The sequence below is a fragment of the Paenibacillus oenotherae genome, from assembly GCF_019443105.1.
Classification (GTDB): domain Bacteria; phylum Bacillota; class Bacilli; order Paenibacillales; family Paenibacillaceae; genus Paenibacillus_Z; species Paenibacillus_Z oenotherae.
This window is the reverse complement of record NZ_JAHZIJ010000001.1, coordinates 279,591-300,734: the sequence shown is the minus strand read 5'-3', so window position 1 is coordinate 300,734 and position 21,144 is coordinate 279,591. Positions and strand designations below refer to the sequence as shown.

20 protein-coding genes are annotated in these 21,144 nt (G+C 55.1%); 19 read left to right on the top strand and 1 reads right to left on the bottom strand.

From position 1 onward, the window contains the following. Window positions 1-2 precede the first annotated feature (2 nt). The 14 genes from rfbF (at window position 3) to K0T92_RS24780 (ending at window position 13,511) form a co-directional block, all read left to right on the top strand. Window positions 3-794 carry a glucose-1-phosphate cytidylyltransferase gene (rfbF, locus tag K0T92_RS01355; RefSeq protein WP_219870619.1) on the top strand — a complete coding sequence of 264 codons (792 nt, stop codon included), beginning with the start codon at window positions 3-5 and terminating at the stop codon, window positions 792-794. A gap of 74 nt (window positions 795-868) precedes the next feature. Then, entirely contained in the window at window positions 869-2,074 is a 1,206-nt protein-coding gene (gene rfbG / locus K0T92_RS01350) for a CDP-glucose 4,6-dehydratase (protein ID WP_219870618.1), read from the top strand. A gap of 1 nt (window position 2,075) precedes the next feature. Further along, complete coding sequence (locus K0T92_RS01345; RefSeq protein WP_219870617.1) at window positions 2,076-3,383, top strand: class I SAM-dependent methyltransferase; 1,308 nt, start codon at window positions 2,076-2,078, stop codon at window positions 3,381-3,383. Continuing rightward, window positions 3,380-5,167: an NAD-dependent epimerase/dehydratase family protein gene (locus K0T92_RS24785; protein ID WP_246627785.1), complete on the top strand. Its 1,788-nt coding sequence runs from the start codon at window positions 3,380-3,382 to the stop codon at window positions 5,165-5,167. The genes K0T92_RS01345 and K0T92_RS24785 overlap by 4 nt, the downstream gene beginning before the upstream one ends. After that, window positions 5,137-6,069: a transketolase family protein gene (locus tag K0T92_RS01335; protein ID WP_219870616.1), complete on the top strand. Its 933-nt coding sequence runs from the start codon at window positions 5,137-5,139 to the stop codon at window positions 6,067-6,069. The genes K0T92_RS24785 and K0T92_RS01335 overlap by 31 nt, the downstream gene beginning before the upstream one ends. Next, a complete protein-coding gene (locus tag K0T92_RS01330; protein ID WP_219870615.1) occupies window positions 6,066-6,827 on the top strand; it encodes a TylF/MycF/NovP-related O-methyltransferase in 762 nt (253 codons plus the stop codon). Before K0T92_RS01335 ends, K0T92_RS01330 begins: the two co-directional genes overlap by 4 nt. Window positions 6,828-6,833: 6 nt before the next feature. Then, window positions 6,834-8,342 (top strand): glycosyltransferase, encoded by a 1,509-nt coding sequence (locus tag K0T92_RS01325; protein WP_219870614.1) that lies wholly within the window; start codon window positions 6,834-6,836, stop codon window positions 8,340-8,342. A gap of 203 nt (window positions 8,343-8,545) precedes the next feature. After that, window positions 8,546-8,860 carry a hypothetical protein gene (locus K0T92_RS01320; RefSeq protein ID WP_219870613.1) on the top strand — a complete coding sequence of 105 codons (315 nt, stop codon included), beginning with the start codon at window positions 8,546-8,548 and terminating at the stop codon, window positions 8,858-8,860. 394 nt (window positions 8,861-9,254) lie between these two features. Further along, window positions 9,255-10,295 (top strand): ABC transporter substrate-binding protein, encoded by a 1,041-nt coding sequence (locus tag K0T92_RS01315; protein ID WP_219871160.1) that lies wholly within the window; start codon window positions 9,255-9,257, stop codon window positions 10,293-10,295. Window positions 10,296-10,339: 44 nt separating this feature from the next. Further along, window positions 10,340-10,642, top strand: coding sequence for a thiamine-binding protein (locus tag K0T92_RS01310; protein ID WP_219870612.1), 303 nt, complete (start codon window positions 10,340-10,342; stop codon window positions 10,640-10,642). Continuing rightward, complete coding sequence (locus K0T92_RS01305; RefSeq protein ID WP_219870611.1) at window positions 10,632-11,396, top strand: ABC transporter permease; 765 nt, start codon at window positions 10,632-10,634, stop codon at window positions 11,394-11,396. The genes K0T92_RS01310 and K0T92_RS01305 overlap by 11 nt, the downstream gene beginning before the upstream one ends. 5 nt (window positions 11,397-11,401) lie before the next feature. Continuing rightward, a complete protein-coding gene (locus tag K0T92_RS01300) occupies window positions 11,402-12,235 on the top strand; it encodes an ABC transporter ATP-binding protein (protein WP_219870610.1) in 834 nt (277 codons plus the stop codon). Beyond that, entirely contained in the window at window positions 12,201-13,046 is an 846-nt protein-coding gene (locus K0T92_RS01295; RefSeq protein WP_219870609.1) for a TatD family hydrolase, read from the top strand. The genes K0T92_RS01300 and K0T92_RS01295 overlap by 35 nt, the downstream gene beginning before the upstream one ends. 102 nt (window positions 13,047-13,148) lie before the next feature. Then, a complete protein-coding gene (locus K0T92_RS24780) occupies window positions 13,149-13,511 on the top strand; it encodes a WGxxGxxG family protein (protein WP_246627784.1) in 363 nt (120 codons plus the stop codon). Between the two features lie 625 nt (window positions 13,512-14,136). On the opposite strand, the gene K0T92_RS01285 is transcribed toward K0T92_RS24780, so the two are convergent. Next, window positions 14,137-14,361 (bottom strand): hypothetical protein, encoded by a 225-nt coding sequence (locus K0T92_RS01285; protein WP_219870608.1) that lies wholly within the window; start codon window positions 14,359-14,361, stop codon window positions 14,137-14,139. 486 nt (window positions 14,362-14,847) lie between these two features. Between K0T92_RS01285 and K0T92_RS01280 the strand changes: the two genes are divergently transcribed. The 5 genes from K0T92_RS01280 to K0T92_RS01260 all read left to right on the top strand — a co-directional run bounded on the left by K0T92_RS01280 (window position 14,848) and on the right by K0T92_RS01260 (window position 20,959). Next, on the top strand, window positions 14,848-15,810 hold the full coding sequence (locus K0T92_RS01280; RefSeq protein ID WP_219870607.1) for a 3'-5' exoribonuclease YhaM family protein: 963 nt from the start codon (window positions 14,848-14,850) through the stop codon (window positions 15,808-15,810). A gap of 384 nt (window positions 15,811-16,194) precedes the next feature. Beyond that, window positions 16,195-16,782 (top strand): nitroreductase family protein, encoded by a 588-nt coding sequence (locus K0T92_RS01275; protein ID WP_219870606.1) that lies wholly within the window; start codon window positions 16,195-16,197, stop codon window positions 16,780-16,782. Between the two features lie 85 nt (window positions 16,783-16,867). Continuing rightward, on the top strand, window positions 16,868-18,232 hold the full coding sequence (locus K0T92_RS01270) for an LLM class flavin-dependent oxidoreductase (RefSeq protein ID WP_219870605.1): 1,365 nt from the start codon (window positions 16,868-16,870) through the stop codon (window positions 18,230-18,232). Window positions 18,233-18,245: 13 nt separating this feature from the next. After that, on the top strand, window positions 18,246-19,604 hold the full coding sequence (locus K0T92_RS01265; RefSeq protein WP_219870604.1) for an LLM class flavin-dependent oxidoreductase: 1,359 nt from the start codon (window positions 18,246-18,248) through the stop codon (window positions 19,602-19,604). A gap of 23 nt (window positions 19,605-19,627) precedes the next feature. Further along, complete coding sequence (locus tag K0T92_RS01260; RefSeq protein ID WP_219870603.1) at window positions 19,628-20,959, top strand: LLM class flavin-dependent oxidoreductase; 1,332 nt, start codon at window positions 19,628-19,630, stop codon at window positions 20,957-20,959. The last annotated feature ends 185 nt before the right edge of the window (window positions 20,960-21,144 follow it).

Below are 21,144 nucleotides of genomic sequence, written 5' to 3'. Positions count from 1 at the left end.
CCGTGAAGGTCGTCATACTGGCCGGTGGTCTGGGCACGCGAATCAGCGAGGAATCGCATCTGCGTCCCAAACCGATGATCGAGATCGGCGGGCGGCCGATCATCTGGCATATTATGAAAGCTTTTGCCCATTACGGCTTCTATGAGTTCGTTATTTGTCTCGGCTACAAGGGGTATGTAGTGAAGGAATATTTTGCCCACTATATGCTTCATGAGTCTGACGTTACTTTCGACTTCAGAGATGGAGACAAGACGATTATTCATCAGCATGCTGCCGAGCCGTGGCGGGTTACGCTGGTTGGCACAGGAGTAGATACGATGACTGGCGGACGGCTGAAGCGCGCGGCTTCTTATCTGGATGGCGGTCCCTTCATGCTTACCTATGGAGATGGAGTGTCGGATATCAACATTAAGGAGCTGCTCGCCTTCCATCAATCGCATGGCAAAAAAGCGACGGTTACGGCTGTTCAGCCAAGGGGACGGTTCGGAGCGCTTATGATCGGCGAAGCGGCTGTTGTGAACGGTTTTGTCGAGAAGCCAAAAGGAGACGGCTCCTGGGTGAACGGCGGCTTCTTCGTATTCCAGCCGGATGTGCTGGATCGCATCGAAGGTGATGCCACTGTGCTGGAGAAGGAGCCGCTGGAAGGATTGGCTGCGGACGGAGAGCTGATGGCTTTTTCGCATGGGGGCTTCTGGCAGTCGATGGATACGATGCGGGATAGGCACACGCTTGAGGAGTATTGGAAGACAGGGCGTGCGCCGTGGAAGGTATGGGATAACCACAGTGGAAATTAGACGGGAGCTGCTGTGAACTGGCTGCAGCAGCAGGGTGATTGCGGGTTGATATACAGGGAGGATGACGCCCCACCATGAATGCGGCATTCTGGCAGGGAAAGAATGTTTTCGTCACCGGCCATACCGGATTTAAAGGAACGTGGCTGTGCATGTGGCTCCGAAGGCTCGGCGCAGAAGTAAAGGGCTACAGCGACGGCCTGCCCACCTCTCCAGCGATGCACCGCTTATGCGGTTTGGAGCTGGATATTCCGTGGCTGCGCGGCGACATCCGCGATGCCGCCAGACTGAAAGCCGCGCTGCGGCAAGCGAAGCCGGATATTGTCTTTCATCTGGCTGCGCAGCCGCTCGTGCTGGCTTCGTATGATGATCCGGTAGGCACGCTTGCTGTCAATGTGATCGGAACGGCTGCGCTGCTGGAGGCGGTTCGCGGCCTGGACAGCGTACGGGCGGTCATTGCCGTCACATCGGACAAATGCTACGCGAACGATGAACGGCCCCAGGGCTACCGCGAGTCCGACCCGCTCGGCGGCGATGATCCCTACTCCGCCAGCAAGGCTTGCGCGGAGCTTGTTGTATCGGCATTCCGGCAGTCCTATTATGCTGCCGGAATGCCGGGGGCGCCCGCACTTGCTTCAGTGCGGGCGGGCAATGTGATCGGCGGCGGGGATTTCGCCGCCGACCGGATCGTGCCCGATTGCGTGCGCGCCGCAATCGGAAGGCACGCTCCGGTGCTGCGGCGGCCGGAGGCGATCCGGCCGTGGCAGCACGTGCTGGAGCCGCTGGCGGGATACCTCGCGCTGGCGGAAAAGCTGTACGCAATCGGCGGCGATTACGCCGCTGCGTGGAACTTCGGTCCGCGCGCCGATGATGCGCGGACCGCAGGGTGGCTGGCCGAGGCGCTGTGCGCCCGCCTCGGCAGCCCCCTGCCGGCGGCGGCCGCTGCGCAAGGGCCAGCGGCCGCCGCCGGGGCCGGAACCGCTTCGGCGAAGCGCGAAGCGGGGATGCTCCGGCTCGACAGCAGCAAGGCGCAGTCGAGCCTCGGCTGGCGGCCGCGCTGGGATGCGGCGCAAGCGGTCGCGCACACGGCCGATTGGTATTTGCACTGGATGAAGGGGGCGCCGATGCGCGACCTCACCGCCGTGCAAATCGCACAATACGAGACGGCCCTGCAAGAGGAGCCATCAGACGGGGCCGCGCAGCCGGCAGAGGCGAGCGCCGGACTTGCCGGGGGCAGTGCGGCTGTGCCTGACGATGTGCAGGCAGGCAAAGGAGGGACATAGAATGGATGGCGATACCTGTGCCGATTTCGATACCGACTCTAATACCGACTCTAATACCGACCTCGATACCGCTACGAACCTGACAGCGCGCGAAGTGGAACCCTCGCCATGCCGAATATGCGCGAGCAGGGAGCTTCACCGCTGGGTGCATCTGCCGGCAATGCCGTTCACGGAGGAGCTGCGTCAGCCCGGCGATCCTGTGCCCGCCTTTCTTGCCGATATCGATGTCTATCGATGTGCGGACTGCGGCGTTTCCCAGACGATTCACGAGCTGGAACTGGGTGGATACTATGCGGATTACAGCTATACAACCTCCTCCTCCGGCTTGGCGAGCCGGTTCATGGAGCGGCTGGCAGAGATGCTGTTCACCCGTTTCAAGCTGCCTCCCGGCTGCCGCATACTTGAAGTAGGGTCCGGGGACGGCGCCCAGCTTGAAGCGTTCCGCAAGCGCGGGGGAGAGGTGCTCGGCTTCGAGCCGTCGGCGCTGCTCTGCGGGATCAGCCGCGCAAGGGGTATTCCCGTTGTGGAAGGATTGTTCGAAGAGGACAGCGTCAGCCGGATACCGGATACCTTCCGGCAGGCGGATGTGCTGCTCATGACATATACCTTCGATCATCTGCCCCATCCGGCAGGCGGGCTCGCCGTGGCCAGAGAGGCGCTTCATCAGGAGCGCGGATTGCTGGTGCTGGAAGTGCATGATTTGGAGCATATTGTGAGGCGGCGTGAATATTGTTTATTCGAGCATGAGCATTTTACTTATTGGACTGCCCGCACGATGAAAGGAATGCTGGAACGCAGCGGGTTCAAGCTGCTCACGACAGAGCTGCTGCCGGAGAGGGAGCGAAGAGGCAATTCCTTGCTCATCGTTGCCGCGCCTGCCGCAGCCGCTTATCAACCCGATTCATCCGCGAGTGCTGCCGGAGAGTCATCATATGCCATTGACTACGACAGCTTTCAGGGGGAGCTGGAGCGTGGCATCGCTTCGCTCGACCGGTTCGTCGAGGGGGAGATCGCCGCTGGCCGAACCATTGCGGGATACGGCGCCGGAGGCCGGGGCGTCATGACGATGGCCGCCATGCGAAGCGCACGCCTGCTGGCCTATGCCTGTGATGCCAACAAGGGGCTGCACGGCAGAGCGGCGCCGAAATCCTTTGTTCCGATCGCCGGTATTGAAAGGCTTGAGGAGCAGCCGGTTGATACGCTTCTCGTATTCAGCTATGGCTATATGGAGGAGATTGTTGCGGACGTCCGTTCCCGGAGGAATGCCCCGGCTACGATCATCTCCATGCTGGAGGTGCTCAAGGGATGACGGCATTATCAGAGCGATCTGGCCAGCAAACGAAAACAGCAATTGTAACCGGAGCAACCGGATTTATCGGTTCTGTCCTATGCCGCATGCTGCTTGAGCGGGGCTGGCGTGTCTATGCGATCGTCCGTTCAACTTCACCCCATATCGCCCGCCTGCCGGAGCATTCCCGGCTTGCGCGGATTGAGGGAGATCTCCGCACAATTGCAGCATGGGGCCCGCAGCTCGCCGGGGAGAGGGCGCATTTCACTGCCTTTTATCATCTTGCCTGGGACGGTGTTGGCAGAGACAGGCGCAATGACGAGGAGCAGGCGGATAATATTGAGCTGGCTCTCGCCACGGTGCGGCTTGCCAGCGAGCTGAACTGCTCGGCATGGATAGGTACCGGCTCGCAGGCTGAATACGGAAGGCTGGAAGGACGCGCGGACGAGACGCATCCGGAGCAGCCTACGACGGCCTACGGACTGGCAAAGCTGTCAGCAGGGCGAAGAGCAATTGAGCTATCGGCAGCCCTTGGGATTCCGGCTTATTGGCTGCGGGTATTCAGCATCTACGGCCCCGGTGATAATGAAGGCTGGCTGATGACAGATTGCATCCGCCAACTGCTGGATGGCGATCGTCCGCAGCTGACAGCCGGAGAGCAGCGATGGGATTATCTCTATGTGGATGATGCGGCCAGGGCGCTGATCGCAATCGCCGACCACGGCGGGGGACGGGCGCCGGGCGTATACAATCTTGGCTCCGGCGAAAGCCGTACTGTGAAGGAGATCGTTGCGATGATCAGGGATGAGGCAGCCAGCGGGCTGGAGCTGGTATTCGGCGAGCTGCCCTATCGTGATGATCAGGTGATGCATCTGGAGGCGGATATTACGCTGCTGGCAGCTGTTGCAGGCTGGCGTCCGCACATATCGCTTCGCCAGGGCATCGCGTCCACGGTGCAGGCGGAGCGCAGGCGCCGGGAACATGAGCGGTATCTCTCTGTGAAGCGGGCGATTGTAACGATGGCCTATAAGAGCGGTGTATCGCATGTAGGCGCTGCCCTGTCTGTGGCGGATATTGTGTACACGTTGTATGCGTTTATTATGCGTGTTGATCCGAGGCGGCCGGATTGGCCGGAGCGCGACAAGCTCGTGTTCAGCAAAGCGCACGGCAGCTCCGCTCTCTACGCGGTGCTTGCCAAGCAGGGGTTCTTCCCGCAGCAGCATCTGGGCCGTTACTGTGTGGACGGCGGACTGCTGCCCGGACATCTCGATCGGACCTGCGCCCCCGGCATCGATGTGTCTGCAGGCTCGCTGGGGCATGGCCTCCCTATCGCTGTAGGAATGGCGCTGGCGGATCGGCTGGCAGGCAGATCCAATCGGGTATTCGCTATCCTCGGTGACGGGGAATGCAATGAAGGCGCTGTATGGGAAGCGGCGATGCTGGCAGCAGCTCGCCATCTATCCCATTTGACCGTCATCGTGGATTGCAACGGCCTGCAGGGCTTTGACGCCACGGAGGGGCTGATGCCCCAGAGCAGTCTGCTGGCCCGTTGGACAGCTTTCGGCTGGGACGCCTCCGAGGTGAACGGCCATGATCCCGGCTCGCTCATCCGGGCGCTGCAGCCCGCAGCGGGGGGGAAGCCAACCGTGCTGCTTGCCCGCACGATCAAAGGCTGCGGCGTTGATTTCATGGAGGGCCGTCTGGAATGGCACTACAAATCACCGAGCCGGGAGCAGTGGGAGCTCGCCCTACGGCAGCTTGGAGGAGCTACAGCATGCGAAGCGCCTTTCTCGGAGCGCTCTTAGAACGGGCGCGGACTGACCAACGAATTTATGTCATTACGCCTGACCTCGGATTCTCTGTGCTGGAGCCGTTTAAGGAGGCGTATCCGGAGCGGTTCATGAATGTCGGCATCGCTGAGCAGAGCGCTGTCGGCGTTGCGTCCGGTCTGGCGCTTGGCGGATTCATTCCTTATATCTACAGCATTATTCCCTTCGCTGTTATGCGCTGCTATGAGCAGATTCGCGTCGATGCCGCCTATATGAAGCTGCCTGTTCGCATCGTCGGCGTAGGCGCCGGGCTTACTTACGGCGCACAAGGGGCGACACATCATGCGCTGGAGGATGTTGCTCTTATGCGCGCATTGCCGAATATGACGGTCTACAGTCCCGGCGATCCCGTCGAGACCAGGCATGTGACGACTGCAAGCTTTGATATCCCCGGTCCTGTCTATATTCGGCTGGGCAAGAACGGGGAGCGCATACTCCATCATGATGAGCAGGAGAACCCTGTTATGATCGGAACGATGATCCCGATGATCGAGGGAGACCAGTTGACCGTTCTCGCCACAGGTCCCGCGCTTGCGCTGGCACATGAATGGGTGCAGCGATTGCGGGAGGAAGACGTGCCTCTGCGTGCAGCGCTGTACAGCGTGCCGACAATCAAGCCGCTCGACGAGGAAGCGTTGCGTGCGCAGATTCGGCTGGGTCGCCCTCTCATTACGATTGAAGAGCACAGCATCATCGGCGGCCTGGGCAGCGCTGTTGCCGAACTGGTTGCTGAGAGCGGGGCAACGGTTCGGTTCAGACGTATGGGGTTGCCGGATTCGTTTATCCATGATGTAGGGAGCCAGGCATATTTGCGAGGACGGGCGGGATTGACCTACGATGCCTTCTATCAAATGGCCAAAGGAGTGATGTCGGGATGACGGAATCGTTCCGCCCGATGGGAATGATCAGCAAGCACCACCGCGAAAGCGATTTTGAGGCTTATCGCCTGACAGAGGAGGCGTTCCAGTCCTCCGGTCTGTCCATCTTCAACAAGCTGGAGGCATTTCCCCGGTTTGCGACCAAACGGAGCCTGTCCCGCTTCTTATGCCGCTATGAAATTTATAAAGGAGTGGCCGGCATTAACGGTTCGATCATCGAATGCGGCGTATTCAATGGCGGCGGCTTGTTTACATGGGCCCAGCTTGCCAATATTTTCGAGCCGGCCAATCATACGCGCAAAATTATCGGTTTTGATACCTTCGCGGGATTCCCGTCTGTAGCAGATGAGGATCAGGAGCCTGACAATGAATTCAAGGCTGGAGATTTGCAAGGGGAGACATTGGATAATTTGAAGCTGTCAGCGGCCAAATACAATGCGGAGCGCTACTTGTCGCATATTCCGAATATCGAGCTGGTCCAGGGTGATTTTATGCAGACGGGCGCTGAGTTTATCGAACGCAACAAGCATATGCTGGTAGCGCTGCTGTACCTGGATTTCGATCTGTACGAGCCGACACGCAAAGCGCTGGAGCTATTCCTGCCGCGTATGGGCAGAGGCTCGATCATTTGCTTTGATGAGCTGAACTGCGCTTCCTTTCCGGGAGAAACGACAGCCCTTCTGGAGATGCTGCCGATCCGAGACGTGTCCATTGAACGGTTCCCGACCGATCCTTGGATATCGTACATCAGGTTGTGAAGCATTATGAGCGAACAGGAGCAAGACGGCGCATTGGAGCCGACAATTCCCGCGGAATCCGGCAATCTGCAGTTTTATCATATTGGCGACCATACGATCATTGAAGGCGGCTGTCAGCTTCACGGAGCCAAAGAGATGAGCATCGGGGCGCATGTGTTCGTGCGTACAGGGGCATGGTTCAATATTGCTTCGGAAATAACCGGCGAGCGTCCGAAAATTATTATCGGAGACGGCTGTCAATTCAACAAAGGAGTGGCGATATCCGCCTTCAATCTCGTTATTATCGAGAGGTTTGCAGGCGTCGGCCACAACAGCTATATATCGGATGCGAACCATGAGTATAAGAGGCTCGGCCTTCCCTTCCTATTCCAGGGGATTACGGGAGGGAAGCCGACGGTAATCGGCGAAGGGGCATGGATCGGGGCGAACTGCATCGTTTCCGGCGGCGGCATTACAATCGGCAAAGGCGCGGTAATCGGCGCCAATAGCGTTGTCACAAGGGATATTCCCGATTATTGTGTAGCTGTGGGCTCCCCGGCCCGTATCGTGAAGATGTATGATACGGCGGCCAACGACTGGATCAAGGTGCGCAGTCCGGCGGAGGTCGCGGACGTGCTGCGGAGGAGGCGGGAGCAGCCGCTGCTGTCGATCTGCATCCCGACCTATAATCGGGCTTCCGACCTGGAGCGCTGTCTCTCCAGTATCTACAGCCAGATTGGCGATTGTTCGCTGATCGAGGTGGTCATCTCCGATAATGCTTCTCCCGACGATACACAGGAGATCATTCGCAAGTACGGGCAGCGCCATGCCAATTTGCGATATTGGCGCAACGATACCAATATCGGCGCTGAGCGGAACATTGTGAAGCTGCTGGATCATGCGCGTGGCATTTATGTAAAGCTTCAGGGTGATGATGATTTTTTCGTCGATCTGTCCGTCTTGTCACTGCTGAACGTCATTCAGACAAATATGGATTGCGGCCTCGTCTTTATTAATGTGCTGGACAACAGCCTGCGAGTCGAGCAGCATGAAGGGATGGCTGAATTTCTTCGCAGTGCGTCGTTTGCAGCGGGCTTCCTCTCGGCGAACATGCTGCGGCGTGATCTGTACAGCAGAATAGCTGACAAGACTAAGTTTCTAGGCAGCGGCTTCAATCATATTTATTTGCAATATGAGATTTTGCGCCAGCAGCCTCGTTTTGCTGTCATTAATAAAGCGATGTTCAACTACGGGAACAATCCGCCCTCCGGATATAATTTGGCCGAGTACTGCATTGCGGGCTATTTGTCCATTCTGAATCATTTCCGCGGCTCCGGCCTATTGGAGGCCGATATTCGTGAGGATATGAAGGCGATGCTTGTCAACTTTCTGCTGCCCTGGTATAAGAAGATAGCCGAGGAGCGTCTGGGCACCGATCTGAGCGGCTTCGAGGAGATATTCACGGAATATTACAAGGCGGAGCCCTATTATGAGGAGGCTCTGAAGTGGATACGCAGCATTCCGCTGCCCGAGTAGAATTACGATGGACTTATCACATGCAAAAAAGCGGAATCCGGGCGCCTGACATAATGTCGGCGCCTTTTCTATACGACAATAAGCTGCAAGCCAACGAATGAATTACCAATAATTAAAATTTCCTAATATATGTATTTTAATCCAACGTCGCAGAGGTAAATGCATATTTATGTGGAACTATGTATCTTAGGAGGTGGCAATGAATGAAAATCAAAGGAAAGAGGAATTATGACAAGCATCTCATATACATCGAGAGAAGTATCCAGGAACAATTAAATGGGGGTGTAACATTTAAGGACTTGTTCTCATCGGAATTTATGAAGAAACATACCGGATTCAATAACATCGAATCATTTTTTGAGGGAGGGTGTTTTGAAGCGACTACTATAGAAGCATTAAATAGGATAAACATACAGACTCTGGATCAATATGTTCTGGAGAATTCGACCTTTGCAACATGGGACAAGATGAAAGACGCCGCTGGCCAAGCTTATTTGAAGATGAAATACAGAGCCTGATCGGTTACACGCAGGATTCCTCTCTATCTCTAATGTAACTCTCTTGTTGCTATAATACGCAATTAGGTGTAGTATTTCTGATAAAGTGAGATGTTCGACAATTGAATATGAACCACGGGAGCTTGGGGGATATTCCAGGCTGAGAGGGGAACCGAATCCGTTTCCGACCGTCGACCTGAATCTGGATAATGCCAGCGTAGGAATCCGCGTTGTAGCTATGCCGTCTGCCCCTCTGTGTGGCTGATTGGCGCAGTATGCTATCACAATGCCAAGCGTCTTCCATACGGGAGACGCTTTTTCTTATGGATGTGGACAGAGGATCATCAGCATTGTCGTTCATCTTGTAATTAATGAGGGGAGCATTTGCATCATGAGAAGAAACAAACATTTGGCAATGGCACGCTGGGGACTAATCGGACTGATCGTCCTGCTTGCTTTGTCAGGCTGTGGATCGAACAAGGAAGAGAACACGGCGAAGGACAACGGAACCAACAGCACTGGTAGTGCTGATAATGAACCAACAGCGGACAAGCCGCTGACGAAAGTGAAAGTTGTGCTGGATTGGACGCCGAATACGAACCATACCGGGCTGTATGTGGCGCGGGACAACGGTTTCTTCAAGGCTCAAGGGCTTGATGTCGAGATTATTTTGCCGGGGGATGCCGGAGCGGATACGATGATCGCAACAGGCGCGGCAGATTTCGGAGTCAGCTATCAGGAGGGAATTACACAGGCGAGAATTCAAGGTGTTCCGCTCGTATCGATTGCTGCAGTTATTCAGCATAACACTTCCGGCTTTGCGGCACCTGCAGACAAAAACATCAAATCGCCCAAGGATTTTGAAGGCAAAACTTATGGCGGCTGGGGCTCGCCGGTGGAAGAGGCAGTTATCGGCTCGTTAATGCAGGAGCAGGGGGCGGATGTCAGCAAGGTCGAAATCGCCAGCATCGGCGATGCGGACTTCTTCACTGCTGTGAAGCGAGATATCGATTTCGCTTGGATCTATTACGCCTGGACAGGCATTGAGGCCGAGCTGCGCGGCGAGAAGATCGATATGCTGTATTTGACAGATTACACAGACAAGCTCGATTATTATACGCCGGTGCTCGCAACGAATGAGAATATGATTGCGACGAAGAGCGATATTGTCAAAGCATTCGTGGCAGGCGCGGCGCAGGGCTATCAATTTGCAATCGACAAGCCGGAGGAAGCGGCTGATGTGCTGATCAAGGCTGTGCCGGATCTGGACGCGGAGCTGGTGAAGGCAAGCCAGAAGTGGCTAAGCCCTCGCTATCAGGACGATGCGAAGCGTTGGGGCGAGCAGAAGCTGGAAGTATGGACGAATTATGCGGCATGGATGTTCGAGCATAAGCTGCTGGACAAGGAACTGGAAGCTGAGAAGGCATTTACGAACGAATTTCTGCCAGCAGAATAGAACCAATGAAATCATGCAATGAACAAGCTGAAGGAGCGAGCATAATGGCTAATACACTTCTAAGTATACAGATCATCCCTCATACACCGGACGGTTCCAGCGTTATTCCTTACGTTGACCGGGCCATTGATATTATTAAGGCTTCAGGCGTACCCTATCGTGTAGCGCCGCTCGAGACGACGATGGAAGGCGAGCTGGGCCAGCTGCTTGCCATTGTGCAGGAAATGAATGAAGCGATGAGTGAGATGGGCTGTCCGTCTGTTATTTCTCAAATCAAGGTCTATCATAATCCGGTAAATGGGGCATCGATGGACCGTCTGCTGGAGAAATACCCGGATGGCCAGTAAAATCCGTCGGCTCTGGCCGCCGCTGGCTGTTCTGGTTATCGTATTGGCGGGCTGGCAGGGAGCTGTCGTTCTGCTCGGGATTAATGAGTACGAGCTTCCTTCACCACTCGTAATCGGTGCAACAGCGTATGAGGAAGCGCCTCGCCTCTTCGAACATACGAAAGCGACGCTGGGCATTACGATGCTCGGTTTTATAATCGGTTCTGCGGCGGGCTTTGTGCTCGCCGCTTTGCTGCATCTTATTCCAGGGGCCAAAGCAGGCTTCTATCCGCTGCTTGTACTGACGCAGAATGTTCCGGTAATGGCACTGGGACCGCTGCTTGTCATCTGGTTCGGGTTCGGACTTATGCCCAAAATCATTCTGCTTACCATTGTCTGCTTCTTTCCCATATCAGTCGCCATGCTGACGGGGCTGACGAAGAGCGATCCCAAGCTGCTGAATTATATGAGCATGATCGGCGCATCCAAATCCCAATTGTTTTGGCGGCTTGAGCTGCCGCATGCGGTGCCGTATTTGTTCTCCGGCTTGAAGATCGCGGCGTCATACAGTGTTATTAGCGCCATCTATGCGGAAACGATAGGCGGCAGCGAGGGATTGGGCGTCTACATGCGGCTGTCCATGCGCGGCTGGCAGACAGCGAATATGTTCGCAGCGATCGCCGTCGTCATCACGCTGAGCCTTGTGCTGTTCGGACTTATTTTTGTTTTGGAACGGTTGTTTGTAAGAGGAACGGCCGGCAGTAAAGGGGAGTGATGATTATGGAGCTGGCATTGGAAGTCGCTGGAGTGTCCAAAATATTCCCGGGAGATGGCAGCAGCGCAGCGAGGACTGTGCTTGATCATCTGACCTTCCACATTAAGGACGGCGAGTTTGTTACACTGCTGGGGCCATCAGGCAGCGGGAAGACGACACTGTTCCACATTATCGGGGGGCTTGAGAAGCCTTCATCAGGCGATGTTCGCTTATATGGCAGGAGTACGCTTGGCAAGCGCGGCGAGATTGCCTACATGCCGCAGCAGGCATCGTTAATGCCATGGCTTACGGTTGCCCGCAATATTGAGCTGGCGCTCGATATTGCAGGTGTGGATCGCAAAGCAGCACGAATATTATCCCGGGAGTGGCTGGAGCGTGTCGGCCTTGCTGAAGTAAGAGATGCTTATCCCCATGTGCTTTCTGGCGGAATGCAGCAGCGCGTCTCGTTTCTGCGGGCCTTGCTGTCGCCGCAGCCGCTCATGTGTCTGGATGAGCCGTTCGGCGCTCTGGATGCATTGACGAGAATGCAAATGCAGACATGGCTGCTGTCGCTCTGGGAGGAGAATCGGCGTTCTGTCTTGTTCGTCACGCATAGCATCGAGGAAGCGCTGCTTTTGTCCGACCGGATTATTGTGCTATCCGCCTCACCGGCAACCATTATACGAGAGATTGAGGTTCCTTTCCCAAGACCGCGGGGAGAGATGATCTGGAGCGATCCGTTATTCAACGCCATGAAACGGGAGATTTATGAGCTGCTAAGACCCGAAGAGCCCGGTTCTGGCGGGAGAAAGGAGGGACAAGCTCATGGAATCTGCCAAGAGCCGTCCCCGGTGGGTTGACGCTCATCTTCATGTTGATCTGTACGATGAAGCGGCTCGTGAGAGAATGCTGGCGGAAGCATTCGATGATGGTGTCGCTGCTGTAGTGGCAGTATCGATGTCTCTTGCATCGAGCGAGGTGAACCGGGCGCTGTCCTTTCGCTATGAAGGACGGCTGCTGCCGGCATATGGCTTTCATCCCGAGCAGAGCCTTCCTGGCGAGCGGGAGCTGAATGAGCTGTTTCATTGGATTGACGAGCGGATAAAGAACGGAGAGCATTGTGCAATAGGAGAAGTAGGCCTTCCCTATTATTCGCGTCATGAGGCTAAGGAGAAGGGCCAGCCTTTTGATGAGCGCCCCTATGTTCAGCTCCTGGAGCGGTTTGTAAGGCTGGCAGCGCGTTGCGAGCGGCCAATTGTGCTGCATGCTGTCTATGAGGATGCCGACAAGGCATGCGACCTGCTTGAGAAGCATGGTGTGAAGCGAGCGCATTTTCATTGGTTCAAGGGCTCGCCTTCGACCATCAAGCGCATGATGGAGGCCGGTTATTACATCTCGATAACGCCTGATGTTCTGTACGAGCCGGAAATTCAGCAGCTTGTCAAGGAGTACCCCCTGGAGCTGATGATGACAGAGACGGACGGCCCATGGCCGTTCGAAGGTCCGTTCAGCGGACAAGCGACCCGTCCTGCGATGGTGCGTGATGTTGCGGCTGCCATTGCGGGGCTGAAAGGTGTTGCGGCAGAACAAGCAGAGCGCAAGCTGCTTGATAATGCGTGTACATTTTATGGACTGCAGGGATTGAATGATGGATGGTCTTCAAGGAACTGACAAGGGGATCGTTCCCAAGCCCGAACGGAGAATAATTGCTTCACAAAGAGGAGAAACCAACAGTGAAATACAAATTGACAGCTCACAAATGGAGGTTAGAACTTGAAGAAGCTCATCACAAGTTTTGTGGCTTGCGCCGCGCTGTCCGCTATGCTGTTGGTTCCTGCTTTTGCTGAAGGAAATATGACAAGCCCGCATACCACCAACAAAGAAACCAAGGTGGATAACAATGGGACTCCGTCTGCTCGTGGTGTGAATATGTACAATACACCGAGAACTGATTTTAATGCTGATAATGATTACCGCTACAGCAATGCCAATTACAACAATGCCAACTACAATAATGCCAACTACAGAGCCGCTGCTGTGGCGGATAATGACAATAATTTTAGCTGGGGCTGGCTTGGATTGCTTGGCCTGATTGGTCTTGCGGGTTTGAGAAGCAAGGATCGGGAACGTACCTGACATCCTCTTGGCCAGGGCCGCCGACCGACTGCCAACCGCCGACGAGGTTTGATCGCCGACGTGTGACCGAAGCACGGCGTGCCGCAATGGCACCGCGCGCCGGGAGGCGCGCGCGGTGCGGATGGCGCAGCAGAGCAGGAAGCCTGCGAAAGTGCAGGAATTTCGGTTACACGACACCTAAATGGTCAAATTCCTGCGATCATGCATGAATTTGAGAGGAATTCGGCCGATAAAAGAAAACGAAGGTGAAATACCTGCACGCTGGCAGGCATTTTACCTTCATGGGGCCGAAAACGAATAAATAAATGCCTTTTCGCATGTTTTCCGCTCATGGCAACAGCCGCCAAGGCCGCACGAGGTTTCACCGCCGACGTGTGACCGAGCACCGCATGCCGCGATGGCACCGCGCACGATGCGGAGCCAGCTTTCGCTAAGCGTATGGCTTGGAACCACGTCCAGCGTCCAGCCCCAGTCCCGTTGCATATGCACATCATGGGAGGCCATAACGCAGACTGGGCAATGCGCGTAGGACTATGTATGCCAAGAGAGTTGCAAGCGCGACTAGCGGGGGGCGAAATGCCCCCACACTCGTGCGCTGCACAATTCGGCTTCTTGAACGGTTCCGTTACTTCCTGCGGGAGCGTTTTTTCTTTTTGACGCTGGATATATTGCACATGACATCTTTGGTGGAGTACGTGTAGAAATGGTGAGGAACTGGAACGCAATGATGCTGATTCACAAGCTCTACCGGATGGATGACCTGAACGACCTGCGGATGATAAATGTTATCATATAACGTTACCGGAGGGTCGTAGACGGTCTGAGTCGGACACTGCGGGCAAAAGGACATAGAATATCTAGCTCCTTTCGTTAAATAAGGTACAATCCATTATATGTGTACGGGAGACAGGTGGCTTGGTTGCTTGTCACGGTTCCCCCAAATAAACGACAAACCCACTGATAATAACGCATCAGTGGGATATTGTCGCATGAATGAAGCTATTTATTGTTATCTTTGAAGGAGAAGAGCGGTAGCGCACGATCCCTGTTCAAAGCTAATTGGGTCAAATATTTGAAGCCTGATCTTCATTCTCTTGCTGCGGGTGACATTAGTTCTTGACGATGGAGACGAACATTTTCAAGCCAATCATTTTAAGACTGAACCGGAGTAAAAGTCTGATCTTCTTCATTGCCCTCACCTCCTCTCGCTTGGGCTGTACTAGATGTATATGCAGAGCCGTTATTTGTTATGACAAAACATTTTCATTATGTCATAATCAAGAAAAAGATAGTTGGCTGAGAACTGCAACAACGAGGAGCTAGGAGAGATTACAAGATGACACAGATCAAAACATTTGTTGAAGGCGACGAAATTACAGGCTTTTATTTATTGAAAAGCGCCGAGGCGAAACAGACGAACGCAACACCGCCCAAAGACTATATGGATTTGGTATTGGCAGACAAGAGCGGTGAGATTCAGTCCAAATTCTGGGATGCGTCCTCAAGAGACAAGGATACCTTCATTGCACCGATGATCGTTAAGGTGAGGGGGATCGTTCAAATCTATCGGGACAAGCCGCAGTTCAAAATTATGCAGATACGCCCTGCGGCCGAGCATGATCATCAGGATCTGACTGATTTTATCCGATCTGCACCGGTTCTGCCAGTCGATCTCGTACATACGATCAAGCGTACTGCCGAAAGCATTGCAGATGACGAGATCAGGGACATCGTCAATGTCTGCATTTCCCGGGTAGAGGACAAGCTCATGCATTATCCTGCGGCCAAAGCGATGCATCATGCCTTCTATTCCGGGCTCGCCTATCATATTGTCCGGATGCTGGAATTGGGAGAGTTCGTTGCGAAGCAGCGTCCGTTCCTGAATCCTGATCTCATTCGCGCAGGCATCATTTTGCATGATATTGCCAAGACCGATGAATTAACGGCCGAGCTCGGCATTGTGAAGGAATACAGCTTTACCGGCAAGCTGCTGGGACATCTGTCCATCGCGGCGAACTGGGTAACGGAGGCTGCCATAAAGCTTGGGCTTGCAGTAGATTCCGAGAAGGTCATTATTCTGCATCATATGATTCTATCGCATCACAATTTGGGAGAGTGGGGGAGCCCGGTTCAGCCGCAAATTCCAGAGGCCGTTGCCCTCCATTACATCGATCAGCTGGATGCCAAGCTGCAAGCCGTTGAGGACGCGGTAAGCACGATGCCGGATACGGAGGAATGGACAGCGCCAGTCAGAATATTGGAGAATAAGCAGATCTATCGCTCACGGGAGATGAAATGAGAATGATCTTTCAAGAAGCCGCTCTTGCGGACTCATTAGTTGAGTCGGAGAGCGGCTTTTGCTTATTTTGTCAGTGGAACAACGTACACACTGGTGTAATATTTTTACTGATGAGGAAGCGAATCGGATAAAAATGTTCATGGACGGGAGTGCAACCGTCCGTTATATTTGATAATGAAATTCATTATCACTTGAAGGAGGGAATTGAGATTCGGGTCAATGGGCAAAAATGACCAGCTTTTGAGACAAAAGAATGCATGTACAAATGAAACACTGTCCCAGTATGATCTACCTATCTGAATGATAATCATTCTCGCAAGGCATGCGAAATGGCCTCTGCCAGTGATGCTATCATTTATATTTCGCGTAGATTGGGGATTCAGGATGAAGGCAAATAACGGATATATTGGCGGCCCGGCAGCGGCGGTCATTAAAGCGAGAAGAACGATTCGGCAATTCAAGAGCGATCCGGTATCGATGGAGCTTCTAATGCAGCTGCTCAATGTTGCGGTATGGGCGCCGAACCACGGTGTCCGGGAGCCCTGGAGGTTCATTCTGTATAAGAATGAAGCCAGGACCGAGCTGGCGGAAGCGATGCTGGAAGCATTGTCGGCAGCGGAAAGAGAGCAATACGGTGACGGAAAGAGAAATTACTTCAATCATATTCCGCTGCATTTGCTCGTTGTGATGAAGGAGGATCCCCGCCCGCGCCAGTGGGAGGAGGATTATGCCGCGGTCTGCTGCTGGATTCAGAATTTCCAGCTTGCGGCTTGGGAAGAGGGAATCGGCGTCGTCTGGAAGACGAATCCGTTCATCTATGATCCCCGCTTCAGGGCGAGAACGGGCGTTGCTGCAGGGGAGAAGATCGTCGGGCTCCTGCATATCGGATATCCGGAGCTTATTCCCGAGCCACGGCCGCGCACGGACGCTGCCCATTATTTGACGATTCGTGATACCCGCTCCGCACATTAATACGTGAATACGTACATCATGGCCTGCATAGGTACTCTCTTCTTGATTAATTCGGCACTGCCGGCATATAAGGAGCGATGCAGTGATGAGTTCAACGGAACGTCAGCTTCATCTCAATTTGTTCATTCTCAATACCGGACATCACGAGGCGTCATGGCGGCATAGGGATACGCTGCCACGCCAAGCGGCGGATGTTCACTACTATAAGCGGCTTGCGCAAACGGCGGAACGCGGGCTGCTGGATTCATTGTTTCTCTCTGATGCCTACGGCCTTCCCCCGACGATACGCTATAAAGTATTGCAAGGGCTGGAGCCGTTCACCCTGCTTTCTGCGCTGGCTGTTGCTACAGAACGGATCGGTCTAATTGGAACGGCATCCACAACGTACAACGAACCCTTCCATATTGCACGCAAATTCGCCTCATTGGATCATATTAGCGGCGGCAGGACAGGCTGGAATATTGTCACTTCGACAGGCAACACAACAGCCTTTAACTTTCGGGACGAGGGGCTGCCCCGGCATGAGGAGCGGTACGAGCGTGCGGATGAGTTTGTGGAGGTGGTTCGCGGTCTTTGGGACAGCTGGGAGGATGATGCGCTGGCGGTCGATAAAGCGGCGGGCATCTACGTTCACCCTGACAGGCTGCATCCGCTCAACCATAAGGGCAAATTTTTCGCTGTGCGCGGGCCGCTTAACATTCCCCGGCCGCCGCAGGGCCATCCTCTGCTAGTGCAAGCTGGAGCGTCCGATACGGGCAAGGAGTTCGCGGCTAAAGTAGCCGAGGCGGTATTCACTGCCCAGAACACGCTGGAAGACGGACGGCTGTTCTATGCGGATTTGAAATCGCGGATGAGAAAATACGGCCGCCAGGCCGATCAGCTCAAAGTGCTGCCAGGCTTCTGCGCCATAATCGGCGATACCGAGGCGGAGGCCAGAGAGAGGGAAGCTGAGCTGCACGGCCTGACACAAGCGGAATACGGCGTGTATCGGCTGTCCAATTTGTTCAAAATCGATTTGAGCGTCTATCCGCTAGATGGGCCGCTGCCCTATGACGCACTGCCTGAGACTGCCGAGATCAACTCGCAGAAAGGAAGGCATCAGCTTTATTTGGACATGGCGCGCAGGGAGGGGCTGACGATCCGGGACCTGATCATGCGGACGGCATCGTCGCGAGGACATTATGCGATTGCGGGCACGCCGCTCCAAATTGCCGATGAGATGGAGCGTTGGTTCAGAACGGGTGCGGCGGACGGCTTTAATCTAATGCCGCCCTATCTTCCCGGAGGGCTGGATGACTTCGTGGACAAAGTCGTTCCGGAGCTGCAGAACCGCGGTCTGTTCCGCACGGAATATACCGGCTTGACGCTGCGCGACCATTACGGGCTTGCACGGCCGTCCTGGCGAGAATATGGCAGAGAACATGCGTCTGCTTCGCGGTCATTCACATAATGGAGGGCTCGGGATGAAACGGGATGGAATGATGCATCTGAATCTGTTCGTCATGGGCAACGGCCACCATGAAGCGGCTTGGCGGCTTCATGAGAGCGCACCGGATCATGTGACGGGAATCGATTATTACAAGCGGCTGGCGCATATTGCAGAACGCGGCAAGCTGGACTCGCTGTTTCTGGCCGATGCTTACGGTCTTCCCCCGACAATCCAATACAAGGTGCTTATGAGCCTGGAGCCCTTCACGCTATTGTCGGCGCTGGCGATGTGCACGGAGCGGATCGGTCTGATCGGAACGGCTTCGACGACCTATAACGAGCCCTTCCATGTAGCGCGCAAATTCGCGTCTCTGGATTTCATCAGCGGCGGCAGAGCGGGGTGGAATATTGTCACCTCGACCAGTGATGTAACAGCTGCCAACTTCGCGGATGAGCGGCTGCCCGCACATTCCGAGCGTTATGAGCGGGCAGGCGAGTTTCTGGAGGTGGTGCAGAGGCTGTGGGACAGCTGGGAGGACGACGCCCTGCTTGCCGATCAGACGGAAGGTGTATACGCCGATACGGAGCGCATACACCAGCTGAATTATAAGGGCCGCTTCTTTGCTGTGCGCGGCCCGCTTAATTTGCCGCGGCCGCCGCAGGGCCATCCGCTGCTAGTTCAGGCAGGCGCCTCGGACAGCGGAAAGGCATTCGCAGCAGGCTCGGCGGAGGTCGTATACACGGCACAGAACACGATGGAGGATGGCCGGAGGTTCTACGCGGATCTGCACGCACGCGCTGCCGCATGCGGTCGTTCGTCCTGGGAGATGAAAGTGCTGCCGGGTTTCTGTGCGGTTATCGGGGACACGGAGGCGGAGGCAGTTGAGAAGGAGAACAGCCTGCACGAGCTGATCCAGCCGGAGTTTGGCCTGAGCCGGCTGTCCAATGTGTTCAAGACGGATATGTCCGTCTTCGATCTGGACGAGCCGCTTCCGTTCGACAAGCTGCCGAAGCAGGAGGAGATTAACGGCCATCGCGGCCGTCATCAATTGTTTATGGACATGGCACGGCGGGAGGGGCTGACGGTCAGGCAGCTGATGATGCGGACAGCCTCGTCACGCGGCCATTACGCAATGGCGGGCACGCCGGTGCAAATCGCGGACGAGATGGAGCGGTGGTTCATGAACCGCGCAGCCGACGGCTTCAATCTGATGCCGCCTTATCTGCCTGGCAGCCTGGAGGAATTTGTTGATAAAGTTGTGCCGGAGCTGCAGAACCGGGGGCTGTTCCGTACAGAATACGAGGGGTTCACACTGCGGGATCATTATGGTCTGAAGAGGCCACCTTGCAGGAACTGGAGACATAGCCATGAACAAGCGGTCAGGCAGCAATGACAGGGATGATGAGGGGGAGGATCATGAAAGAGGCCAGCCGGCAGATGCATCTGAATTTGTTCGCCATGGGCAATGGGCATCACGAGGCCGCTTGGCGGCTGGATGAGAGCAGCCCGCAAGGCGTAACCGATTTCGCCTATTACCGCGAGCTTCTGCGAACCGCTGAACGCGGCAAGCTGGATTCGCTGTTTCTCGCGGACACCTATAATTTGCCGCCAACGATCGCCTATAAAGTGCTGCAGGGAATGGAGCCGTTTACGCTATTGGCTGCGCTGGCGATGTGTACGGAGCGGATCGGCCTCATCGGAACGGCTTCGACGACCTATAACGAGCCCTTTCATGTAGCCAGGCAATTCGCTTCTCTGGATCATATTAGCGGCGGCCGCGCCTCGTGGAATATCGTGACGTCCACGAATGATGTGACCGCTGCGAACTTTGCCGATGAACGGCTGCCGGCGCATGGGGAGCGCTATGAACGGGCCGATGAGTTTCTGGAGGTCGTCAAGGGGCTGTGGGATAGCTGGGCGGACGATACGGTAGTAGCGGACAAGCGGGGCGGAGTGTATGCCGATCCTGAGAAAATCCGGGAATTGAACCATAAGGGCAGCTACTATGCTGTTCGGGGCCCTCTTAACCTTCCGCGCCCCCCGCAAGGCTACCCCGTGCTGGTGCAGGCGGGCGCATCGGAAGCCGGCAAGGAGTTCGCTGCCCGTTCGGCGGAGGTTGTCTTCACGGCACAGAATACGCTGGCGGACGGACAGCATTTCTATGCTGATCTCAAAGCCCGCCTGGCCCGCTATGGCCGCACCTTCCATGAAGTGAAGATACTGCCGGGATTCAGTGCGATTATTGGCGATACGGCAGCGGAGGCGAAGGACAAGGAAGATGCTTTGCAGGAGCTGATCCAGACGGAGTACGGCTTGAAGCGGCTGTCGAATATGTTCAATACGGACATGTCGCAGTATCCACTGGATGAGCAGCTTCCAATTGCGGAGCTGCCTCTTCAGGAGACGATTAACGGCCATCGGGGCAGGCATCAATTGTACGTGGAGATGGCAAGAAGAGAAGGGCTGACGATCCGGCAGCTCATGTTTCGGACAGCAGCTTCTCGCGGCCATTATTCATTCACTGGAACACCGGTTCAAATCGCGGATGAGCTGGAGCGTTGGTTCGTCAATGGCGCGGCAGACGGCTTCAATCTGATGCCATCCAGTCTGCCCGCAGGGCTGGAGGATTTCGTGGACAAGGTAGTGCCGGAGCTGCAAAACCGCGGTCTGTTCCGCAAGGAATATTCCGGCTGTACGCTGCGGGAGCATTATGGATTGAAACGGCCGGAAGGAAAACAATGCCGTTAACAATCATGCCTGTTATGGAACGGCTGTCACTTCATAGGACAAAAACGCACAGACAGAGGGGTAAAAATGTGCATGGACTTTCGGAACCGGGAAGGCTATCATTGTGAGTGATAATGATTATCATAATCAATATCAAAGGTGCAGGGTGTCTCTATCATTTTTGCAGGATGCCCAAGGCCAATAAA